This window comes from Companilactobacillus zhachilii, assembly GCF_003606365.2.
Classification (GTDB): domain Bacteria; phylum Bacillota; class Bacilli; order Lactobacillales; family Lactobacillaceae; genus Companilactobacillus; species Companilactobacillus zhachilii.
In genome coordinates this window covers 2,012,376-2,032,169 of record NZ_CP031933.2, presented here as the reverse complement: position 1 = coordinate 2,032,169, position 19,794 = coordinate 2,012,376, and the positions used below count along the sequence as shown (strand labels likewise).

Here is a 19,794-nt window from a genome sequence, read left to right as displayed (position 1 = left end):
AATTTATGGAACCAGCTGTTAAATATACGTTATTAAAGAAAGAAAAGCATACTGGTGCACGTCTAGGATTGCTAGAAACACCGCATGGAACATTTGAAACACCTATTTTCATGCCGGTTGGTACTGAAGCGTCAGTTAAAAATATGGCACCTGAAGATTTGGAAAAAATTGGAGCCACAATTGTTTTAGCAAATACTTATCACTTATGGTTACGTCCTGGTGAAGATATTGTTAAAGAAGCTGGCGGCTTACATAAATTTATGAACTGGGATAAAGGTATCCTTACTGATTCTGGTGGTTTCCAAGTTTTCTCATTGGCTAATACTCGTGATATTACTGAAGCCGGCGTTCATTTTAAGAATCATTTGAATGGTCGTCGTGAATTCTTGTCACCTGAAAAAGCTATCAAGATTGAAAACTATTTGGGACCAGATATTATGATGAGTTTGGATGAATGTCCACCATTCTTTGAAAGCTATGACTACATCAAAAAATCTGTTGCTAGAACGAGTCGTTGGGCTGAGCGAGGACTCAAAGCTCATCGTAATCCTGATTGGCAAGCACTCTTTGGAATCGTTCAAGGTGCTGGTTTTGAAGATTTACGTAAACAAAGTGCCCAAGATCTTGTTAGTATGGATTTCCCTGGTTATTCAATCGGTGGACTTTCAGTTGGTGAATCAAAGAGCGAAATGAATCGTGTCCTTGATTTTACAACACCAATGTTGCCAGAAAACAAGCCACGTTACCTAATGGGCGTTGGTACAGCGGACTCATTGATTGATGGTGTTATCCGTGGTATCGATATGTTTGATTGTGTCTTGCCAACGAGAATTGCCAGAAATGGTACATGTATGACAAGCCACGGTCGTTTAGTTATTAAGAATGCCAAGTATGCGCGTGACTTCGGCCCATTAGATGACAATTGTGATTGCTATGTATGTCGTAATTATTCACGAGCTTACATTCGTCATTTGATCAATGCAAATGAATTATTCGGTACACATTTAACTAGTTATCATAATCTATACTTCTTGTTGAACTTGATGAAGGGTGTTCGCCAAGCTATTAGGGATGATAATCTATTAGAATTTAGAGAACATGTTTTTGAAGATTATGGTTTTAACAAGGAAAATGCTAAGAATTTTTAGAATATTTTGATAAGAAAAACCTACTAGTATGGAAACGAATGAAAATCTTTGTTACTCTATACTTATGTAAATTATTAAGAGGTGGAAAATTTGAATATGCTTACATTAGGCGCCGCAGGTGCTGGTGGATCAATGACACTTATTATCTTCGTTGTTATTATGTTCGTTGGTATGTATTTCTTGTCAATTCGTCCCCAAAAGAAACAACAACAAAAACGTCAAGAAATGCTTAAAGAAATGAGCAAAGGCGACAAAGTTGTTACACTTGGTGGTATTAAAGGTAAAATCGCATCAATCGATCGCGAAAACAAAGAAGTTGTTGTAGACTGTGATGGAATTTATCTAACATTTGATTTAAACTTCATTCGTCGTACAACACCTGCTGATGTTGCTACTACTGATGCTGTTAAGGATGCTAAACCAGCTAAGGTTGAAGAAGCTACTGAAACAAAAGATGATAAAGAAGAAGCACCAGTTGAAGATAAAGCTGCTGATAAAGAAACAGATACAGCAGATAAGACAGATGATGCTGCTAAAGATGATACAAAAGAAGAAACAAAATAGTGTTTAAAAAAAGATTGAAACTTTAAGGTTTCAATCTTTTTTATTGTTAAAAATTGGATATGGCCGCTTCCAATAGCAAGAAATTTAGGTCGCTATGGGGACCAATTCGAGCCATAAGGCGGTCTCGAATCTCGCTTTTGAACCTCGCAAAGACCGCGAGTTTCAAAAGTCGTCCCGTGGTGTAAGCGCTGAAGTGCCAACGCCACTTGCACAGCGACCTAAATTTCTTGCTCTTTCCAGCTAGTTTTTTTGATATATGCTAGCATTTGGTTGGAACGGTGTATTAATAACTTAGAAATAGTGGTAATCAAATTGTTAAATATATGGATTATATGAACTAGCACGATAATAATTGAGAGATGTCTTGAAACTTTTAATTATTAGATTATTTATTTTGAGGTTTTTTGATTGATTCAAATAGATACAAGCGATAATGTTTAACTTGATTATTTTCACTCTTTTAAATAAGAATAATATTGAAATATTAGGAGTAAATAAGATGACCGATAAAGAAAAAGATTCCAAGCATGTAAAGGCTTCAGATTTAAGTAAGAAATCTCAAGAAAAGTTAGAAGAAATCAAAAAGAAACAAGGTTTCAAAACCACCGATGAAGCAATTGATTATTTAACAGGCTTCCTTAAGAAGTAAATATTTAATTTAAAAATATAAGGGTAAAAGCTTGCCTTAAAGTATACTCTAAGTTTTAAAATTTACGATGTAACTTATTATTGCAAAAATAGTAATTAACATATCAAATTATCGATATTACATTTTATTAAAAATCAACGAATGAACTAGCCGGAAGGAGTAAGAAAAATTAGGTCGCTGTGAAGGTGGCGTTAGCACTTTAGTGCTTACACCACGGGACGACTTTTGAAACTCGCGTACTTTGCGAGGTTCAAAATCGAGCCTGGAGACCTTGGCTCCAGGCGGTCCCCACAGCGACCTAATTTTTCTTACTCCTGGAGGCGGCATACTAAAATACCACAAACAAAAAAATAATAAGTCAATAATGCAGATGTTTAATAATTCATGATGTAAAATATAAGTACATGAGACTGTCAAAAGGAGTTTAAAATGGTTAAAGAGAGATCAGCAATTTTTATTATTTTTGGGGTTCTGGTGACCTAGCTCACCGTAAACTTTATCCTTCATTATTCCGTTTGTATAAATCAGGCTATTTGAAGGATCATTTTGCCGTGATTGGAACTGCCCGTCGTCCATGGAGTGATGATTATTTCCGTGAAACTGTTGTTACTTCCTTAAAAGAATCATTTAAAGATGACGAGAAGATTATGGAAGATTTTGCACAACATTTCTTCTATCAATCACATGATGTCAATGATTCGGAACATTACATTGCTTTGAAGAACTTAGCTGCAAAACTAGATGATCAGTTCGATGCTGGTCATAATCGCGTTTATTACATGGCTATTGCACCAAGATTCTTTGGTACCGTTGCTGAACATATCAATTCTGAAGGTTTGAAAGCTGATGGTTACAACCGTCTAGTTATTGAAAAGCCATTCGGTCGTGATCTCGATTCTGCCTGTGAATTAAATGGCAATATTTCTAAAGCCTTCCCAGAAGATGATATTTACCGTATCGATCACTATTTAGGTAAGGAAATGATTCAAGCTATTCCAAGAATTCGTGCTAACAACAGTAAGTTTGAGGATGCTTTAAATAGTAAATATGTTTCAAATATTCAAGTTACTTTAGCTGAATCGTTGGGCGTTGAAGATCGTGGTGGCTATTACGAAACTGCCGGTGTTTTACGTGACATGGTTCAAAATCACATTATGCAAATTATTGGGGCAGTTGCTAGTGATGAACCTGAAGCTACTGAGGCCAAAGTTATTCACAAGAATCGCACCGCCTTGTTTAACAGTCTAAAAGTATTGTCTCCAGAAGAAGTTGATAAAGACTTTGTTCGTGGTCAATATGATACTGATGATTTAGGTGAGCAAAAAGCTTATCGTCAAGAAGATAATGTGGCTTCTGATTCACAAATCGAAACATTTACAGCTGGTAAGATTTCATTTGATTCAGATCGTTGGAGCGGAGTGCCATTCTACGTCCGTTCAGGTAAGAGAATGCCAGATAAGTCTTCACGAATCGACATTGTTTTTAACGATAAAGTAACCGACTTTGGGGTTAGACCAAATACCGTTGTAACATTGTTGATTGAAAAGGTTGATGGTCAAAGTATTTTGATCAACGGGATCGACTATCGAGAACTTGACCAAGACTTTATTGAATTACCAACTGCAGAATCAGCTGACAATTCACGTGAAGCTTATGAAAGCTTGATTATTGATATTCTAGCTGGCAATAGAATTCACTTTACCCTTTGGGACGAATTAAGAAGTACTTGGAAATATATTGATGCCATTAGACAACGTTGGGACAGTCAAACGGCTGATTTTCCTAATTATATCAGTGGTAGTATGGGTCCAGATTCTTCAGAAATGCTTTTGGAACGTGACGGAAATTCTTGGATTTGGAGCTAAAGGTGGTGTTGTTTCATCTTTTTAAAAATACCAATTAAAATTGAAGAAAATCGAAAAATCATCCATGTTGACATGGATGATTTTTTCGCTTCTGTGGAAGAACGGGAACATCCAGAATATAAGAAGAAATGTCTGATTGTTGCTCAAGATCCTCGAAAACACAATCATCATGGTGTTGTAACAACCGCAAATTATAATGCTCGGAAATACGGTGCTCACTCGGCCATGCCAGCACAACAAGCAGTCGATTTGATTCCGAAGGAAAAACTAGTTATTACGCCACCTAATTTTGAGTTATATCGAAGTGTTTCGGACCAAATTCACAATATTTTTGGTGATGTGACCGATAATTATCAAACTGTAGCCCTGGATGAAGCCTACTTAGATGTGACTGAAAATAAGTTGGGTGAAGTTAATACGATAAAAATTGCTAATTATATCCAACAAAGAATTGTTAAAGAGACACGTTTAACTTGTTCCGTAGGGATTTCTTATAATAAGTTTTTGGCCAAGATGGCATCTGATTATCGAAAACCATTTGGGCGAACGATTATTTTGGGTAAGTATGCTAAAGAATTTCTCAAACCAATTCCGATTGAAAAATTTAATGGGATTGGAAAAGCCATGCAACAGAAATTACATGACATGAACGTGTATACTGGGGAAGACTTACAAAATATTGATCAAGACGAGTTTTTAAGGAAGTTTGGTAAAATGGGTTACGTAATTTATAAACGAGTTCACGGAATTGACGACGCCCCAGTTGAAGGTCATCGCAAACGCAAATCGATTGGTCGAGAACGCACTTATAATCGTAATCTGGTAACGGATGAACAAATAACTGATGAACTACATTTTTTAGCTGGATTAGTCAGCAAAGATTTAAAGAAACAGCGCCAACATGGAAAAACAGTCGTTTTGAAGTTACGTAATTCAGAGTTTGAAACAATTACCAAACGTGAGAGTTTTCAAGACTATGTACAAACAAAAACAGATATTTATCGTGTTGCCAAGGATATTTATGATAAATTAAAGGTGACAGATCAAAAGATTCGTTTATTAGGAATCACTGTGACTAATTTGGATCCATTGTCATACGAAGAGGTTTCTTTGAACTTGTCTTACAAGGGGGACAATCTTAATGAATAGCTTTGCCGAAATAATTGCAACAATTAAAAAATATGATAGAATTATCATTCTACGTCATCAAAATCCAGATCCTGATGCATTGGGGTCACAAGCTGGTTTGGCAACTACACTTCGCCAAGCATTTCCAGACAAGAAAGTTTTGATTGGTGGTAACGATACTGAAGGTCTCAAATGGCTATCAACTGCAGAGGAAGTAACTGATGCAGATTACCAAGGGGCATTAGTTATCGTCACTGATACTGCTAATCAACCAAGAATTGACGATCAACGTTTTGATGATGGAGATTTCTTAATTAAGATCGATCACCATCCTAATGATGATGCTTATGGAGATCAACTTTTTGTTAATACTGATGCTAGTTCATGTTCAGAAATTATTGCTGATTTGATTGATAGCAGTGATGAACTACAATTAACGAAAGAAGTTGCTTACTATCTCTATGCCGGAATCGTGGGAGATACAGGAAGATTCTTATATCCATCAACGACGCAACATACAATGGAAGTCGGTGGAAAATTCATTGCTTTGGGTGTTGATACAGCAGCAATCAATAATAAGATGAATGAAATTACTTTACAGCAAGCTAAACTTCAAGGCGTTCTATTTGATAACTTACAAATAGATGCTTCAGGAGCTGCTTATGCGGTAATCGATCTAGATTTAATGAAGAAATTAGGTATCAATCAAGAACAAGCCAATTCAGTTGTTTCAACACCAGGTCGTTTGAAGGAAGTTTGCACATGGATGGAAGCTGTTCAAAAAGATGACGGTACATTTAGAATGCACTTGCGTTCTCAAGGACCAGTTATCAATGGATTAGCTAAAAATCATGATGGTGGTGGACATCCATTAGCGAGTGGTGCCACTGCTAAAGACCGTGCTGAAGTGGAACAAATGTTTGAAGAGCTTAAAGAGTTAGTTACTGAATATAACCAGAAGGGTGAATAGATGACTAAATTTTCACAATACAATTTCAATGATTCAATTAATAAATCATTAAAAGAAATACATTTCGATGAACCAACACCAGTACAAGAGGCAGTAATTTCCTTAGTAAATAAGAAGAAGGATATTATTGTTCAATCAGAAACAGGTTCTGGTAAAACACATGCTTTCTTGTTGCCATCAATGAATGCTTTGACAAATAAGCAAGAAGTACAGTTGTTGATTGCGACACCAAGTCGTGAGTTGGCTTATCAAATTTATGAAGATACCCAAGCAATTTTGAAGAACTATCCGGAAGAATATAATGCCTTTATTTTCGTCGGTGGTTCTGATCGTGATCGTCAAAAGAGAAAACTTGAAGCTCACCAACCACAAATTGCTATCGGAACACCAGGTCGTTTATGGGATTTGATTCGTGAGAATGACCTACATATCGAAAATGTTGAACGTTTCGTTGTAGATGAGGCTGATATGACATTGGACATGGGCTTTTTGGATGATGTTGATCACATTACTGATAAGTTGCCAGAAAACCGTGAAATGATGGTTTTCTCAGCCACAATCCCACAAAAACTAGAACCATTCTTGAAGAAATACATGACTGGTCCACAACGTGTGGAAATTAAGAATAGTAGTATTATTCCTAAGAACGTTGATAATTGGTTAATGTCAAGTCACGGCCGTGATAAGAAACAATTGATTTACCAATTGATTACTTTAGGTGAACCATACTTGGTATTAATTTTCGCCAATACCAAGAAGAGTGTCGATGAAATTTATAACTATCTTCGGAGTCAAGGTTTGAAAGTCGCACGTATTCATGGTGGACTAACACCCCGTGAGAGAAAACGTGCCATGAAACAAGTTGAAAATATGGAATATCAATACGTAGTAGCAACCGATTTAGCTGCACGTGGAATTGATATTAACGGAGTTTCTCATGTAATCAACGCTGAAATCCCTGATGATTTGGACTTCTTCATTCATCGTGTAGGTAGAACTGGTCGTAATAAGATGTCAGGTACAGCCATTACAATTTATGAACCTGGTGAAGAACACAAGGTTGATGAAATTGAACACATGGGAATCAAGTTTGAGCCAAAAGATATCAAACATGGTGAAATCGTTGATGCCGTGGAACGTGATCGTCGAGTACATAGACGTGCCACACAAGAGAAACTTGATACTAAGCTAGTTGGTTATGTTAAAAAACAAAAGACCAAGAAGAAGCCTGGTTACAAGAAGAAGATCAAGCAAGCAATTAATGAAGAGCATCGTCAACAAAGAAAGATTCAAATTAGACAAAATAGACGACAAGAACGAGAAGCTAGAAAAAACAAGAATAATTAGTAGTTTGCCGTCTCCAGAACTGAGAACATTCATCTGCTATGCGGACCGGCCTGAGCCAAGGTCTCAGGCCTCGGTTTGAAGCCTCGCAAAGAACGCGAGGCTCCAAACACGCCCGGTGGTGTAAGAGCTAAAGCTCTAACGCCACTTTCACAGCAGATAAATATTCTCAGCTCTTCCGACTAATGTGTTGGTTGGATTTGATTATTGGTAATTAATAAGTAATAGTAAATTTAAGCTATCTAAATTGGTTTTAGAGTTAATTTAGATTCTGTTACTGAATTGTTTTTAAATTACTTTTAATATGTTTGATTGATTAGAAACAATAATTCTAAATCAACAGATAAACTAGCCGGAGGGAGCAAGAATTTAGGTCGCTGTGCAGGTGGCGTTATGGCTTTAGCCATTACACCACGGGACGACTTTTGAAATTCGCGTACCTTGCGAAGTTCAAAATCGAGACTTGAGACCGCTCTTCGGCTCAAGTCGGTCCCCATAGCGACCTAAATTTCTTGCTCCCGTAGGCGGCAAACAAAAAAGACAATTTGAAATTTTAAACAGTTAGACTCTTTAAACATTGACAATTTTTAAGTTGATGGTTAATATTTTCCTTGGATATATTTCGTGCCAGATATTTTAAGAGAAGGCTAGTTGGTGAGAAAGCCTAATTATTTGGTATAGAGATGCTGCCAATTTAAATTGTATATATTAATGTTGAGAGGCTAACGAAAATCGTTGCAAACAAGGTGGTACCGCGCAGTGGCGTCCTTGGAATTGCAGCGATTTTTCGTTTTTTTAGGGAGATAAAATGAAAAATTTATCAAGTGCTGAAATAAGAAGAATGTTTTTAGACTTTTTCGAAACAAAGGGTCACATGATTGAACCTAGTGCATCTTTGGTACCACATGACGATCCAACTTTACTTTGGATCAACTCCGGTGTTGCCACAATGAAGAAGTATTTTGATGGAACTGTTGTACCAAACAATCCTCGTATCACTAGTGCCCAAAAGTGTATTCGAACAAATGATATTGAAAATGTTGGTAAAACTGCTCGTCACCAAACTTTCTTTGAAATGATGGGTAACTTTTCAGTTGGTGATTATTTCAAGAAAGAAGTTATTCCTTGGGCGTTTGAATTTTTAACAAGTCCTGACTGGATTGGTATGGATAAGGATAATTTGTATATCACAACTTATCCTAAAGATACTGAAACTCAAAAACTTTGGGCTGAAGTCGGAATTGCTCCAGATCATATCTTAAAAGATGAAGATAACTTCTGGGATATTGGTGAAGGTCCTTGTGGTCCCGATTCAGAAATTTTCTATGACCGTGGTCAAGAGTTCAATAACTTGGCAGAAGATGATCCTCAAAATTATCCTGGTGGCGAAAATGAACGTTACCTTGAAGTTTGGAACATCGTGTTCTCAGAATTGAACCACTTGCCAAACGGTAAATATGTTGAACAACCACATAAAAATATTGATACGGGCTTAGGTCTTGAACGTCTAGTTTCCGTTATTCAAGGAACAAAGACTAACTTTGAAACTGATTTATTCATGCCTTTGATTGAAGATGTTGGTTCACTTGTTGATAAGAAATATGGTGATAATGCTGAAGATGATATTTCATTTAAGATTATTGCTGACCATGCTCGTTCAGTATCTTTCGCCATTGGTGATGGTGCGTTGCCTTCAAATGAAGGTCGTGGCTATGTTATTAGACGTTTGATCAGACGTGCGGTTCTAAATGGTAAAAAGCTTGGTGTTAATGGACCATTCTTGTACAGACTTGTGCCAATCGTTGGTCGTATCATGGATAGTTACTATCCAGAAGTTAGTGAACAACAAGAATTTATCGCTAAAACAATTAAACAAGAAGAAAAACGATTTTCAGAAACACTTGATGCTGGTCTTGCACTACTTAATGGTGTTATCGCTGATCTTCGTAAGAAGAATGAAACTGTTATTGATGGTGCCAATGCTTTCAAACTTTACGATACTTACGGTTTCCCAATGGAACTTACTCGTGAATATGCTAACGATGAAGGCTTGACAGTTGATGAAGCTGGTTTCAAGGAAAACATGGAAGCACAAAAACAACGTGCTCGTGAAGCCCGTGGAAACTTACAATCAATGGGTATGCAAGATGAAACTTTGATGGAAATCAAGACGCCTAGTGAATTTATTGGTTATGATCACAATGAAACTGAAAGTACTTTAAAAAATATTGTGGTTGATGATAAAGAAGTTAAAAACGTTGCTGAAGGTCAAGCACAATTGATCTTTGACACTACTCCTTTTTATGCTGAAATGGGTGGTCAAGTTGCTGATGTTGGTAACATTTACGATCTAAAAGGTAACCAAGTTGCTGAGGTTGTTGATGTTCAACATGCTCCAAATGGTCAAAATATTCACTTAGTTAATGTTATGTCAGCTATTTCTGCTGATACACAATACAAATTAAAGATTGACGTTAACTTCCGTGAGAAAGTTCGTCACAATCACACGGCTACTCACTTGTTAGATCAAGCTTTACGTGATGTTGTTAGTTCAAGAACACATCAAGCTGGCTCACTAGTTGAACCAGACTACTTACGATTTGATTTCAACAGTAATACCGCTTTGACAGATCAACAAATTGCTGACCTTGAAAAAATCGTTAACGAAAAGATCTGGGCTGCTATTCCAGTGAAAACAGAAGTCTTGCCTATTGAAGAAGCTAAAAAGAAGAAGGGTGCCATTGCCCTTTTCAGTGAAAAATATGGTGACACTGTGCGTGTTGTTGAAATTGATGATTTCTCAACAGAATTCTGTGGTGGTACACATGCCAGAAATACTTCTGAACTAGGACTATTCAAGATTACTTCTGAATCTGCTATTGGTTCTGGTACAAGAAGAATTGAAGCTGTAACAGGTGAAGAAGCCTTTGAATACTTCAATGAACAATTACAAACATTGCAAGAAACAGCCAAAAATATTAAAGTTAACCAATTAAAAGATGTACCTAGTCGTGCTGCACAAATGGCCGATGAAATTAAAGCCCTCAAGCGTGATAACCAAAACTTGAAGACACAACTTACAAGTCAAAAGTCTGCCGAAGTCTTTGACAATGTTGAAGATATCAATGGTTTCAAAGTTATTTCAAATATCTTATCTACAGATATGTCAGCCCTTAGACAATTGGCTGATAATTGGAAGAATGATAACAAGTCTGATATCTTAGTTCTTGGTGCCAGTGGTGATGACAAAGCTAGTCTAGTCGTAGCTGTTAACAAGGATGCTCAAGCTAAAGGTGTTAAAGCTGGAGATTTAATTAAGAAAATATCTAAGGAAATTCAAGGTGGCGGCGGTGGTCGTCCAGATATGGCGCAAGCTGGTGGTAAGAATCCGGCTGGTTTAACAAATGCGTTACAATTAGCTAAAGATATTATTAAATCTTATTAAAGTGGGCTATAATTGAAATGAAGCTTTTCGGTCACTTAAATTTTAGTTATATGGAGGTTTGCCATGAGTTCACTTGATAAAACTATGAGTTTTGACTTTAATGAGAATAAGGGCAAGGATGTTAAAGAAACATTGCAAAGTGTTTACCAATCACTAGAAGAAAAGGGATATAATCCAATTAACCAAATTGTTGGTTATTTACTTTCTGGTGACCCTGCATACATTCCACGTCACAATGACGCCCGTAATTTGATTTTGAAACATGAAAGAGACGAGATAATTGAAGAATTAGTTAAGAGTTATCTCAATCAAGGTAAATAAATGAGATTATTAGGTTTAGATGTTGGTTCGCGAACTGTTGGAGTTGCTTGCAGTGATTTGTTAGGCTGGACAGCTCAAGGAGTTGAAATTATTCGTATTAATGAGGACAAAGAAGAATTTGGCTTAGATCGTTTAGGCGAAATTATTAAAGAAAAACAACCCACAGGTATCGTTTTGGGATTGCCTAAAAATATGAATAATACTGAAGGACCAAGAGTAGAAAAATCTCGTGAATATGGCAAAATGGTCGAAGATAGGTTTCATTTGCCAACCGATTTTATTGATGAGCGTCTGACGACTGTTCAAGCCGAAAGAATGTTGATTGATGAGGCCGATGTGTCTCGAAAAAAACGTAAGAAAGTTATCGATAAGATTGCCGCTGAGATGATTCTACAGAATTATCTTGATGCTAAAGGTAAACTAACACGAAATTAAGGTGATAATTATGAGTGAAAAACAACCACCAAAAGATTTAAATGAAGTTATTTTAAGTGATGACCAAGGTAATGAAGAAGTATACAAGATTCTTTTTACTTTCGATTCAGATGATTATGGTAAATCATACGTATTCTTATATCCTAAGGCTGATGAAGATTCAGACGAAATTGAAATCCAAGCATTTTCATTTACACCAGACGAAAATGGTGATGTTGATGCCGGAGATTTAGATCCAATTGATGATCCTGAGGAATGGGATATGGTTCAAGAGGTTTTGAACACCTTCACAAGTGACGAAGATGAATAGATTCTTAAACAAGTGACGATTGGCGTAAGCCAATCGTTTGGTTGTTTAAAGATCGAACAATTCAATTTGAAATATGATTTATAAATTCGCTTTTTTAGCAAGGTTGAAGTAAGGGGAAATAATGCTTAGTCTGTTACTTATTTTACTTTTGATTTATGGTTTTTATATTGGTGCTCGCCGTGGTTTAGCCATGGAGGCATTTTATGCAGTTGGATATGTACTGTTCTTTTGTTTAGCGCTAGTTTCTTTCAAGTGGCTAGGACCTAAATTTGAGATGATTGTTCCATATCCATCAGCTAATTTGGGCAGTGAATTTGCCTTTTTCTCAACAAAAGTTGGTATGGAACTAGACGATGCATTTTACCGTGCCTTTGCCTTTATCTTTATTTGTTTCATTGGATGGATTATTGTAAGATTCGTTGGTTTGTATTTTAAACGTCTAACGTATTTTCCAATGTACAGTGATGTAAATTTATTGAGCGGAGGAATTATTGGTTTTGTTGTTACTTATGTCAGCATCTTTATGGTGCTTTTGTTAGTGGCAATGATTCCAGTTCCCGGTTTTCAACATGCTTTGCAACATTCATTTGTGGCTTCAGCCATGATTAAAAGTACGCCTGTTTTAACAGCCATGCTTAGTCATCTTTGGATTGGAGCTATCTAAACTTTAAGGCTGAGACAATTTGTTTCAGTCTTATTTTGTAATAGGGAGAGATTTATGAACAATAAAGCTTTGAAAGTATTGGAGTTTGACAAGATCAAAGATGAAATTGCCAAATATCTAATAACAACGCGCGGGAAAACTCTCTTAAAGAAATTAATGCCGATGTCAGTGGAATCAATTGTTCAAAGATTGATTGACCAAACAAAAGATGGTGCTGACATTGTCCGTATTAAGGGTGAAATCCCGGTTCGAAAGTTAGCTGATCTACATGATCAAGCTAACCGTTTGAAAAAAGATGGTAACTTAAATGGGACTGAGTTGGCCGCAATTGGTCAAGTCCTACAAAATACGAGTGAATTAAAAGAATTTTTCGAAGATTTAAAAGATAATCAAGTCGAGTTAAGACAACTGTATGACTTGAATGATAATTTGATTGATAATCCAGAATTGACACGTCGAATCGCGCGTTCACTAGATGATACTGGTCGGGTATTAGATACTGCTTCAGATGATTTGAAGTATATTCGTGGTCATATTAGTAAGTTAAACGATAATATTCGTCAAACAATGTCTCAATTTACCCGTGGTAAGAATACTAAGTATTTGACTGAAGCATTGGTAACCTTGCGTGATGACAGATTTGTTATTCCAGTTAAAGCAGAGTATAAAGCAAAATTTGGTGGTGTAGTGCACGATCAAAGTGCCAGTGGGCAAACATTTTATATTGAGCCTCAAGCTGTTGTTGGGATGAACAATCAACTTCATGAAGCCAAATTGTCAGAGAAATCTGAAGAGATTCGTATTTTGAATAATTTATCAGATATGGTTCGTCCAGAAATTGATGAAATTGTTAAAAATAACGAAGTTTTGGCACAATTTGACTTAATTAATGCTAAAGCTAAGTATGCTAAAGAAATTAAGGCCACAGAGCCAATTATTTCCGATAACCATGTCGTTGATTTGGAACAGGCAAAACACCCTCTAATCGACCCAGACAAAGTTATAGCTAATGATATTAAATTAGGTGACGGCTATAAGACCATGTTGATCACTGGTCCCAATACCGGTGGTAAAACTATTACCATGAAAACTTTAGGATTGATTCAGTTGATGGCTCAAGCAGGTTTGTTTATTCCTGCTCGTGAAGCTAGTGAAGTCGCCGTTTTCGATGAAGTCTTTGTCGATATCGGTGATGAACAATCAATTGAGCAAAACTTAAGTACTTTCTCGTCACATATGGATAATATTATTAATATCATTCATAAAGTATCTGAACACAGTTTGGTCTTAATCGATGAACTTGGTGCCGGAACTGATCCTCAAGAAGGGGCCGCTATTGCGATTGCTATTTTGGAAAAGCTTGCTAAGTCAAGTTGCGATATCATGGCAACAACTCACTATCCAGAATTGAAGATTTTTGCATATAATACTCCGGAAACTATCAATGCTAGTATGGAGTTTGATGATAAGTCATTGAAACCAACGTATCGCTTGTTGATTGGTATTCCTGGAGCAAGTAATGCCTTTAATATTGCTGCTCGTTTAGGGATGGATAAGAGCGTGGTCGACCGTGGTCAAGCTTTGATGGATGGTGAAAGTCAAGATTTGAACAATATGATTGCTGATCTTGAGAACCGTCGTAAAGAATTTGAACAAAAGAATGACCAATTGAAAATTCAATTGGCTAAGAATAAAGATGTTCAAAAGGATTTCGAGAAGAAGAGCGATGCGCTTGATAAATCGAAAAATTCTGAAATACAAGCTGCCAAAGTACGAGCTAATCAAATCGTTGCTAAGGCTAAAAAAGAGTCGGATAAGATTATTGAAAAACTTCATAAGATGGAACAAGATGGCGTTGCTATCAAGGAAGATCAAATTATTTCAGCAAAGACTAATTTGAAAAATCTTCATCAAGATGAAGCAATCAAGAAGAACAAAGTATTGCGTCGGAATAAACGTCGTCAAGCCTTGAAGGTCGGGGATGACGTTAAGGCGTTGACTTATGACCAAATTGGAACGATTATTCGTAAAGATAAAAATGATCAATATGAAGTTCAACTAGGTATTTTGAAGATGAAGTTCAGCGCTGATGAACTTGAGAAAGTTCAAAACGTTGAGCCTGAACCAGAGAAGAAGCCAACGATGGTTCGTCGGACGAAGAGTTCTGGCCTTTCAAGTAAACTTGATCTACGTGGTAAACGTTATGAAGAAGCGATGTCAGACTTGGATCAATATATTGATTCAGCCTTGTTAGCTGGTTATAATCAAGTCACAATCGTTCACGGATTCGGAACCGGCGTAATTAGAAAAGGTGTCACGAATTACCTCCAGAGAAATCCTCGTGTTAAATCATTCGGATACGCTCCAGCAAGCTCTGGTGGGTCGGGTGCCACAATTGTTGACCTTTAGAGAGTAAATATTTCCTAAAGGGTAGGCAATAATGATAGTATTTAATTTGTCAAAAGGAGTGAATAAAATGGTTGATGAAGTAACAGATAAAGATTTTGCTGAAGAAACTAAAGATGGTGTTGTATTAGTTGATTTTTGGGCAACATGGTGTGGTCCATGTCGTATGCAATCACCTGTCATTGAAGAATTGTCAGAAAACGATGATTCAGTTAAGTTCTTGAAGATGGATGTAGATGCTAATCCAGATACACCTAAGGAATTTGGTATCATGGCAATTCCTACACTTGTTATCAAAAAAGATGGTGAAGTTGTAGAAAAATTAACTGGTTTCCATAACAAAGCTCAACTTACAAAGATTCTTGACGGCTATTCAGACTAGTCGTTGAAGCAAATGGTTTCAGTAATCTAATATTGGGTTCTTTCTTTGTTTATAGAATCGAATGTCAAAAGGATTAGATATTTGTCTAGTCCTTTTTTTGTTGTATTTCAAATGATATGGGGATATGCCGCCTCCAAGAGCAAGAAATTTTGGTCCCCATAGCGCCAACATTTCTTATACCCAGATGCGGCAGCCAATCAAAGCATTGAAAAAATTTCAAAGAGGCAAACATTTTTACTGAACTATTGATATCATATTAAGTGCAATACATAGTTAACATTTGGTGCTGATATCTATTTTGATGAGAATACATTGGGGAATAAATCGTGAAAAGAATAATATTAATACTTGTAGCCATTAATTTATCACTACTGTTTTTTCTAACGCCTACGACAACAATGGCTCGTGCCGGTGGCAGTATGGGGAGTAGTGGGTCAACTACAAGTAGCAGTGATACTTCTGATAGTGGTTATGATAATTATCGTGGATACCGTGGTTACAACAATTACGGTAATAATAGATTTTCAATGATGGATGTTGTCATAATAGGTTTTATCGGTTTCTCATTTTTAACATCTGTTAGACGTAATCGACGAAAGAATTTTAAATTGCCAGAGACATATGATGAATTGACCCCCGAACTGAATGATTGCTTTGAGCCTTTTTTTTATCAAGTTGAAGACGCTTGGACGAAAAATGATTTGGCTACTTTGAGGGAATTAATGTCGCCCTTTTACTTCACCAAGCAAAAAAGAATTATAAATGGCTATATTCGGCACCATAAAATTGATCAACTGGATGGTTTAGTTATAATTGACTTACAACAGGTTGTTACATCATCTGACCAAAAGATGCAGGTTATTGTTACTGCCCAAGCTCGAGATTATTTTCAATACGATAATAAAACGACTGAATATAATCAACAGATTCAGGAAGATACCAATATTGAGCGATTTCAGGAAATTTGGACTTTGACTTGGAAAGATGAAACTAACCTTCAACTTTGTAATATTAAAACAATCTAGTTTTCTTGTGTATATTCAAGAAAGGATGATATCTGGAAACAAAAAGAGAGAGCTACAAACCTTGCTAAATCAGGATTGATAGTTCTCTCTTTTATCATAATTATCGTTTTTAAGTAATAAACAAAGCCACATTAATCGTTTTTTGGTGTATACTTTAGTTTCGATCAATTTGTATTTTAATTGTCACGCTTTTGGCTTTACTGTTTACAGTATATGTTCCCAAACAATATGCTGCGATTGTTTTTTCAACAGTTTCAGCGATTATTCCAGTTTCTAATGAAAACTCTGGATCATCATTATTCGTATCAAAACGTTGTTCAACTTCTGGGCCGTTTAATTTATATGTATAGCTACTTTTAGTTTGTTTAACTATTTCTAGTTTACCAAAGCCGGCTTTGGCAAATAGTTCTGGTAAGCTTTCCATATCGAGAATTAATTGACGACTGAGGTTTTTACCAGCCCAGTAAAGTAGTTCGACAGTATCTTTATCAAGCAAATCGGGAAGAATAAAATCACGAAGAACTGAAACTGCAAAGTAGTTTTCAGTTAGCGTGTCTGTACTTTCGCTTGATTCGCTGTTATGTAATGCATCAGTTAACGTTGGTTTGTTAAGATCTTTTGATTTTGCGGCCATTGCTATAGCTCCTTTTTTCAGACAATTCATTATATCATTAGAATAATTGCTTTTTAAGTCATTGTAAAAGATAGGACATAAATATTTTCATAAAATACAAGTAATTCACTTAAATGAAGGCAGGGGTAACATTATGAGTGATCAAAGACCAATTGGAGTGCTAGATTCTGGACTAGGCGGATTGACAGTCGTTAAGGAAGTAATTCGTCAGTTGCCAAATGAGGATGTCGTTTTTATTGGTGATGAAGCACGAATGCCTTACGGGGTAAAGACTCATGAACAAATCATATCTTATACGCGCGAAATGGTACAGTATTTAATTAGTAAAAATGTAAAATTAATCATTTATGGATGTAATACAGCCACCGCTAATGCTTTGGCGGAAATGAGAACTGAATTTACCATTCCAATGATTGGTGTGATTCAACCAGGTTCTGAAGAAGCTGTTAAAACTACTAAGACCGGTAACATTGGAATCATTGGAACGGAATCAACTGTTAATTCTAAAAGTTATAATCAAACGATTGCAGAAATCAATCCTAAAGTTAATGTTTTGGGAGTTGCTGCACAGAAGTTTGTTGCCTTTGTAGAAGGTGATAAAACTAATACGCAAGCTACAAAAGATAGTATTGCTGAAACGTTATTACCTTTTAAAGATAGCAATTATGATACTTTAATTTTAGGTTGTACCCATTTTCCAATGTTGAAAAAGCAGATCAACGATTATTTACCAACTACTACTTTAGTTGATCCCGCAGTCAGTACCGTCGATGTAACTAAAAAATATTTAGCTGAAAATAATCTTTTGACTGACAAGGTTGACCATAGTTTGAAATTGTATGCTACTGGTAGTATCGATGAATTTTCAAAGCTAGCAAAACGTTGGCTACAAACAGATATTGATGAAATTAGTTTAGTAAATATTGGAGGCAGTGATGAAGGAAATAATCATAGCAACTAAGAATCCCGGCAAGGCTCGCGAATTCAAGCGAATCTTCAATGAGGAAGATTTTACTTTGAAGACCTTATTAGATTTGCCAGCTTTTCCTGAAATAAGAGAAACTGGTCAGACATTTGAGGAGAATGCGACTATTAAAGCTCATGCAGTGATGGAACGTTTTAATTTACCAACGATTGCTGACGACTCAGGTTTGCAAATTGATGCATTGTACGGACGACCTGGAGTGTATTCAGCTCGTTATGCTGGAGACCACAATGATGCCGCAAATAATGCCAAAGTTTTGAGTGAATTAGGCGGTGTTCCTCGTGAAAAGAGAACGGCCCGTTTCGTTTCAACGTTAGTTTTTGCTAATCCTAAAAATGACCATGATTTGGTAGTTGAAGGCGATGTTAAGGGATTGATTGGATTATTTCCTGCCGGAGATGATGGTTTTGGTTATGACCCGCTATTTTACCTTCCTGAGTTAGATAAGACAATGGCCCAATTGACGATTGATGAAAAAAATAAAATCAGTCATCGAGGCAATGCCATTAGAAAACTTGAAACACAATGGGAAGATTGGATTAATTGGTAATTGATTGCCGTTAAATTAATAAAATGCTAGTATGAAAGTGCTATTAAAATACAGGAGGGTAATATTATGACTGGTGGACAAATTGCAGGATTAATCGCAGCAGTTGCTTTTGTAGTATTGGTTGTATATTTAGCCAGAACATTAGTACAAACTGCTAAATTGCTTCAAGAATTACAGGAAACAATGAAGGAAACTACAAAGATGGTTGAAGTTCTTTCAAAGAATACTGAACAAATCATGGATCAAAGCACTAAGTTGGTCGACAAGACAAATACTTTGATGGATGATGTTAACAGTAAATCAAGTAAGTTAAACCCATTGTTTGATACAGTTGAGAATCTTGGTAAGAAGTCAGCTAAGGCTACAGAAGAAAAGCCTAACAGTGGTTTTAATTTCCAAAGTTTGATGACAATAGGTAATCTCGCAACAGCTGCTAAAGTGGCTTCGAAGATTTGGCCAAGAAAGAAGAATAATTAATTATGAAAAATAATCATTTTATTTTGGGCCTAATCTTAGGCTGTGCATCAGGATATGCTGCTTCTAAGTATTTAACAAGTGAATCAGGTCAAAAGGTCATAGAGAACATCAAAACTATTCGTGGCGATTTCAACAACGGTGGCGTTGGCTTGAATACAAACAATGATTTAGTTGATTCCTTTAACGAAAAGACAGATGCCTTGAAAGATCATATGTCAAAGATTAAGGAAGACGAAGATACATCAGATATTGTCTTTGATGAAGATGATTTGGATGATAAAAGTTCTTTAAACGATAATTAAGATTAAAAAGCCTAAATGGTTGCCGTCTCTGGGTGTAAGAAATGTTGGCGCTGAGGGGACCGATTCGAGCCGAAGGGCGGTCTCAAATCTCGACTTTGAACCTCGCAAAAGTCGCGAGTTTCAAAGCTCGTCCCGTGGTGTAATGGCTAAAGCCACAACACCACCTTCACTGCTGTCAATATTTCTTGCG

At 36.4% G+C, this 19,794-nt stretch carries 20 protein-coding genes; 19 read left to right on the top strand and 1 reads right to left on the bottom strand.

Features of this window, described 5'->3' with window-relative positions; translation table 11 throughout:
- The first annotated feature begins 5 nt into the window (after positions 1-5).
- The 15 genes from tgt to D1B17_RS09330 all read left to right on the top strand — a co-directional run bounded on the left by tgt (position 6) and on the right by D1B17_RS09330 (position 16,656).
- Positions 6-1,148, top strand: coding sequence for a tRNA guanosine(34) transglycosylase Tgt (tgt, locus tag D1B17_RS09395; protein ID WP_120141960.1), 1,143 nt, complete (start codon positions 6-8; stop codon positions 1,146-1,148).
- A 96-nt stretch (positions 1,149-1,244) separates the two neighbouring features.
- On the top strand, positions 1,245-1,712 hold the full coding sequence (gene yajC / locus D1B17_RS09390) for a preprotein translocase subunit YajC (RefSeq protein ID WP_120144198.1): 468 nt from the start codon (positions 1,245-1,247) through the stop codon (positions 1,710-1,712).
- A gap of 499 nt (positions 1,713-2,211) precedes the next feature.
- Complete coding sequence (locus tag D1B17_RS12640) at positions 2,212-2,361, top strand: hypothetical protein (RefSeq protein ID WP_166806666.1); 150 nt, start codon at positions 2,212-2,214, stop codon at positions 2,359-2,361.
- Positions 2,362-2,876: 515 nt separating this feature from the next.
- Positions 2,877-4,226, top strand: a complete 1,350-nt coding sequence (gene zwf / locus D1B17_RS09385; RefSeq protein ID WP_240704399.1) for a glucose-6-phosphate dehydrogenase — start codon at positions 2,877-2,879, stop codon at positions 4,224-4,226.
- 72 nt (positions 4,227-4,298) lie between these two features.
- A complete protein-coding gene (gene dinB, locus D1B17_RS09380) occupies positions 4,299-5,375 on the top strand; it encodes a DNA polymerase IV (RefSeq protein ID WP_240704398.1) in 1,077 nt (358 codons plus the stop codon).
- Positions 5,368-6,324: a DHH family phosphoesterase gene (locus D1B17_RS09375; RefSeq protein ID WP_120141963.1), complete on the top strand. Its 957-nt coding sequence runs from the start codon at positions 5,368-5,370 to the stop codon at positions 6,322-6,324. The genes dinB and D1B17_RS09375 overlap by 8 nt, the downstream gene beginning before the upstream one ends.
- A complete protein-coding gene (locus D1B17_RS09370; protein ID WP_120141964.1) occupies positions 6,325-7,671 on the top strand; it encodes a DEAD/DEAH box helicase in 1,347 nt (448 codons plus the stop codon).
- An 805-nt stretch (positions 7,672-8,476) separates the two neighbouring features.
- Positions 8,477-11,113, top strand: a complete 2,637-nt coding sequence (gene alaS / locus D1B17_RS09365) for an alanine--tRNA ligase (protein WP_120141965.1) — start codon at positions 8,477-8,479, stop codon at positions 11,111-11,113.
- 63 nt (positions 11,114-11,176) lie between these two features.
- A complete protein-coding gene (locus D1B17_RS09360; RefSeq protein WP_010018752.1) occupies positions 11,177-11,434 on the top strand; it encodes an IreB family regulatory phosphoprotein in 258 nt (85 codons plus the stop codon).
- Positions 11,435-11,869, top strand: coding sequence for a Holliday junction resolvase RuvX (gene ruvX / locus D1B17_RS09355; RefSeq protein WP_120141966.1), 435 nt, complete (start codon positions 11,435-11,437; stop codon positions 11,867-11,869).
- A gap of 10 nt (positions 11,870-11,879) precedes the next feature.
- On the top strand, positions 11,880-12,179 hold the full coding sequence (locus tag D1B17_RS09350; protein WP_120141967.1) for a DUF1292 domain-containing protein: 300 nt from the start codon (positions 11,880-11,882) through the stop codon (positions 12,177-12,179).
- 121 nt (positions 12,180-12,300) lie between these two features.
- Positions 12,301-12,843, top strand: a complete 543-nt coding sequence (locus D1B17_RS09345) for a CvpA family protein (protein ID WP_120141968.1) — start codon at positions 12,301-12,303, stop codon at positions 12,841-12,843.
- Positions 12,844-12,897: 54 nt separating this feature from the next.
- Complete coding sequence (locus D1B17_RS09340) at positions 12,898-15,252, top strand: endonuclease MutS2 (RefSeq protein WP_120141969.1); 2,355 nt, start codon at positions 12,898-12,900, stop codon at positions 15,250-15,252.
- Between the two features lie 67 nt (positions 15,253-15,319).
- Entirely contained in the window at positions 15,320-15,631 is a 312-nt protein-coding gene (gene trxA / locus D1B17_RS09335) for a thioredoxin (RefSeq protein WP_120141970.1), read from the top strand.
- 326 nt (positions 15,632-15,957) lie between these two features.
- Positions 15,958-16,656: a TIM44-like domain-containing protein gene (locus D1B17_RS09330; RefSeq protein WP_137432124.1), complete on the top strand. Its 699-nt coding sequence runs from the start codon at positions 15,958-15,960 to the stop codon at positions 16,654-16,656.
- A gap of 154 nt (positions 16,657-16,810) precedes the next feature.
- Here the strand turns inward: D1B17_RS09330 and D1B17_RS09325 are convergent, their stop codons facing one another.
- Positions 16,811-17,290, bottom strand: coding sequence for a DUF2507 domain-containing protein (locus D1B17_RS09325; protein WP_120141972.1), 480 nt, complete (start codon positions 17,288-17,290; stop codon positions 16,811-16,813).
- Positions 17,291-17,423: 133 nt separating this feature from the next.
- Here D1B17_RS09325 and murI point away from each other — a divergent pair, with 133 nt between their 5' ends.
- The 4 genes from murI (at position 17,424) to D1B17_RS09305 (ending at position 19,604) form a co-directional block, all read left to right on the top strand.
- A complete protein-coding gene (murI, locus tag D1B17_RS09320) occupies positions 17,424-18,251 on the top strand; it encodes a glutamate racemase (protein ID WP_120141973.1) in 828 nt (275 codons plus the stop codon).
- Positions 18,226-18,825 carry an XTP/dITP diphosphatase gene (locus D1B17_RS09315; RefSeq protein WP_120141974.1) on the top strand — a complete coding sequence of 200 codons (600 nt, stop codon included), beginning with the start codon at positions 18,226-18,228 and terminating at the stop codon, positions 18,823-18,825. Before murI ends, D1B17_RS09315 begins: the two co-directional genes overlap by 26 nt.
- A gap of 66 nt (positions 18,826-18,891) precedes the next feature.
- Positions 18,892-19,302 (top strand): DUF948 domain-containing protein, encoded by a 411-nt coding sequence (locus D1B17_RS09310; protein ID WP_120141975.1) that lies wholly within the window; start codon positions 18,892-18,894, stop codon positions 19,300-19,302.
- Positions 19,303-19,304: 2 nt separating this feature from the next.
- Positions 19,305-19,604 (top strand): hypothetical protein, encoded by a 300-nt coding sequence (locus tag D1B17_RS09305; RefSeq protein ID WP_120141976.1) that lies wholly within the window; start codon positions 19,305-19,307, stop codon positions 19,602-19,604.
- Positions 19,605-19,794: the final 190 nt, after the last annotated feature.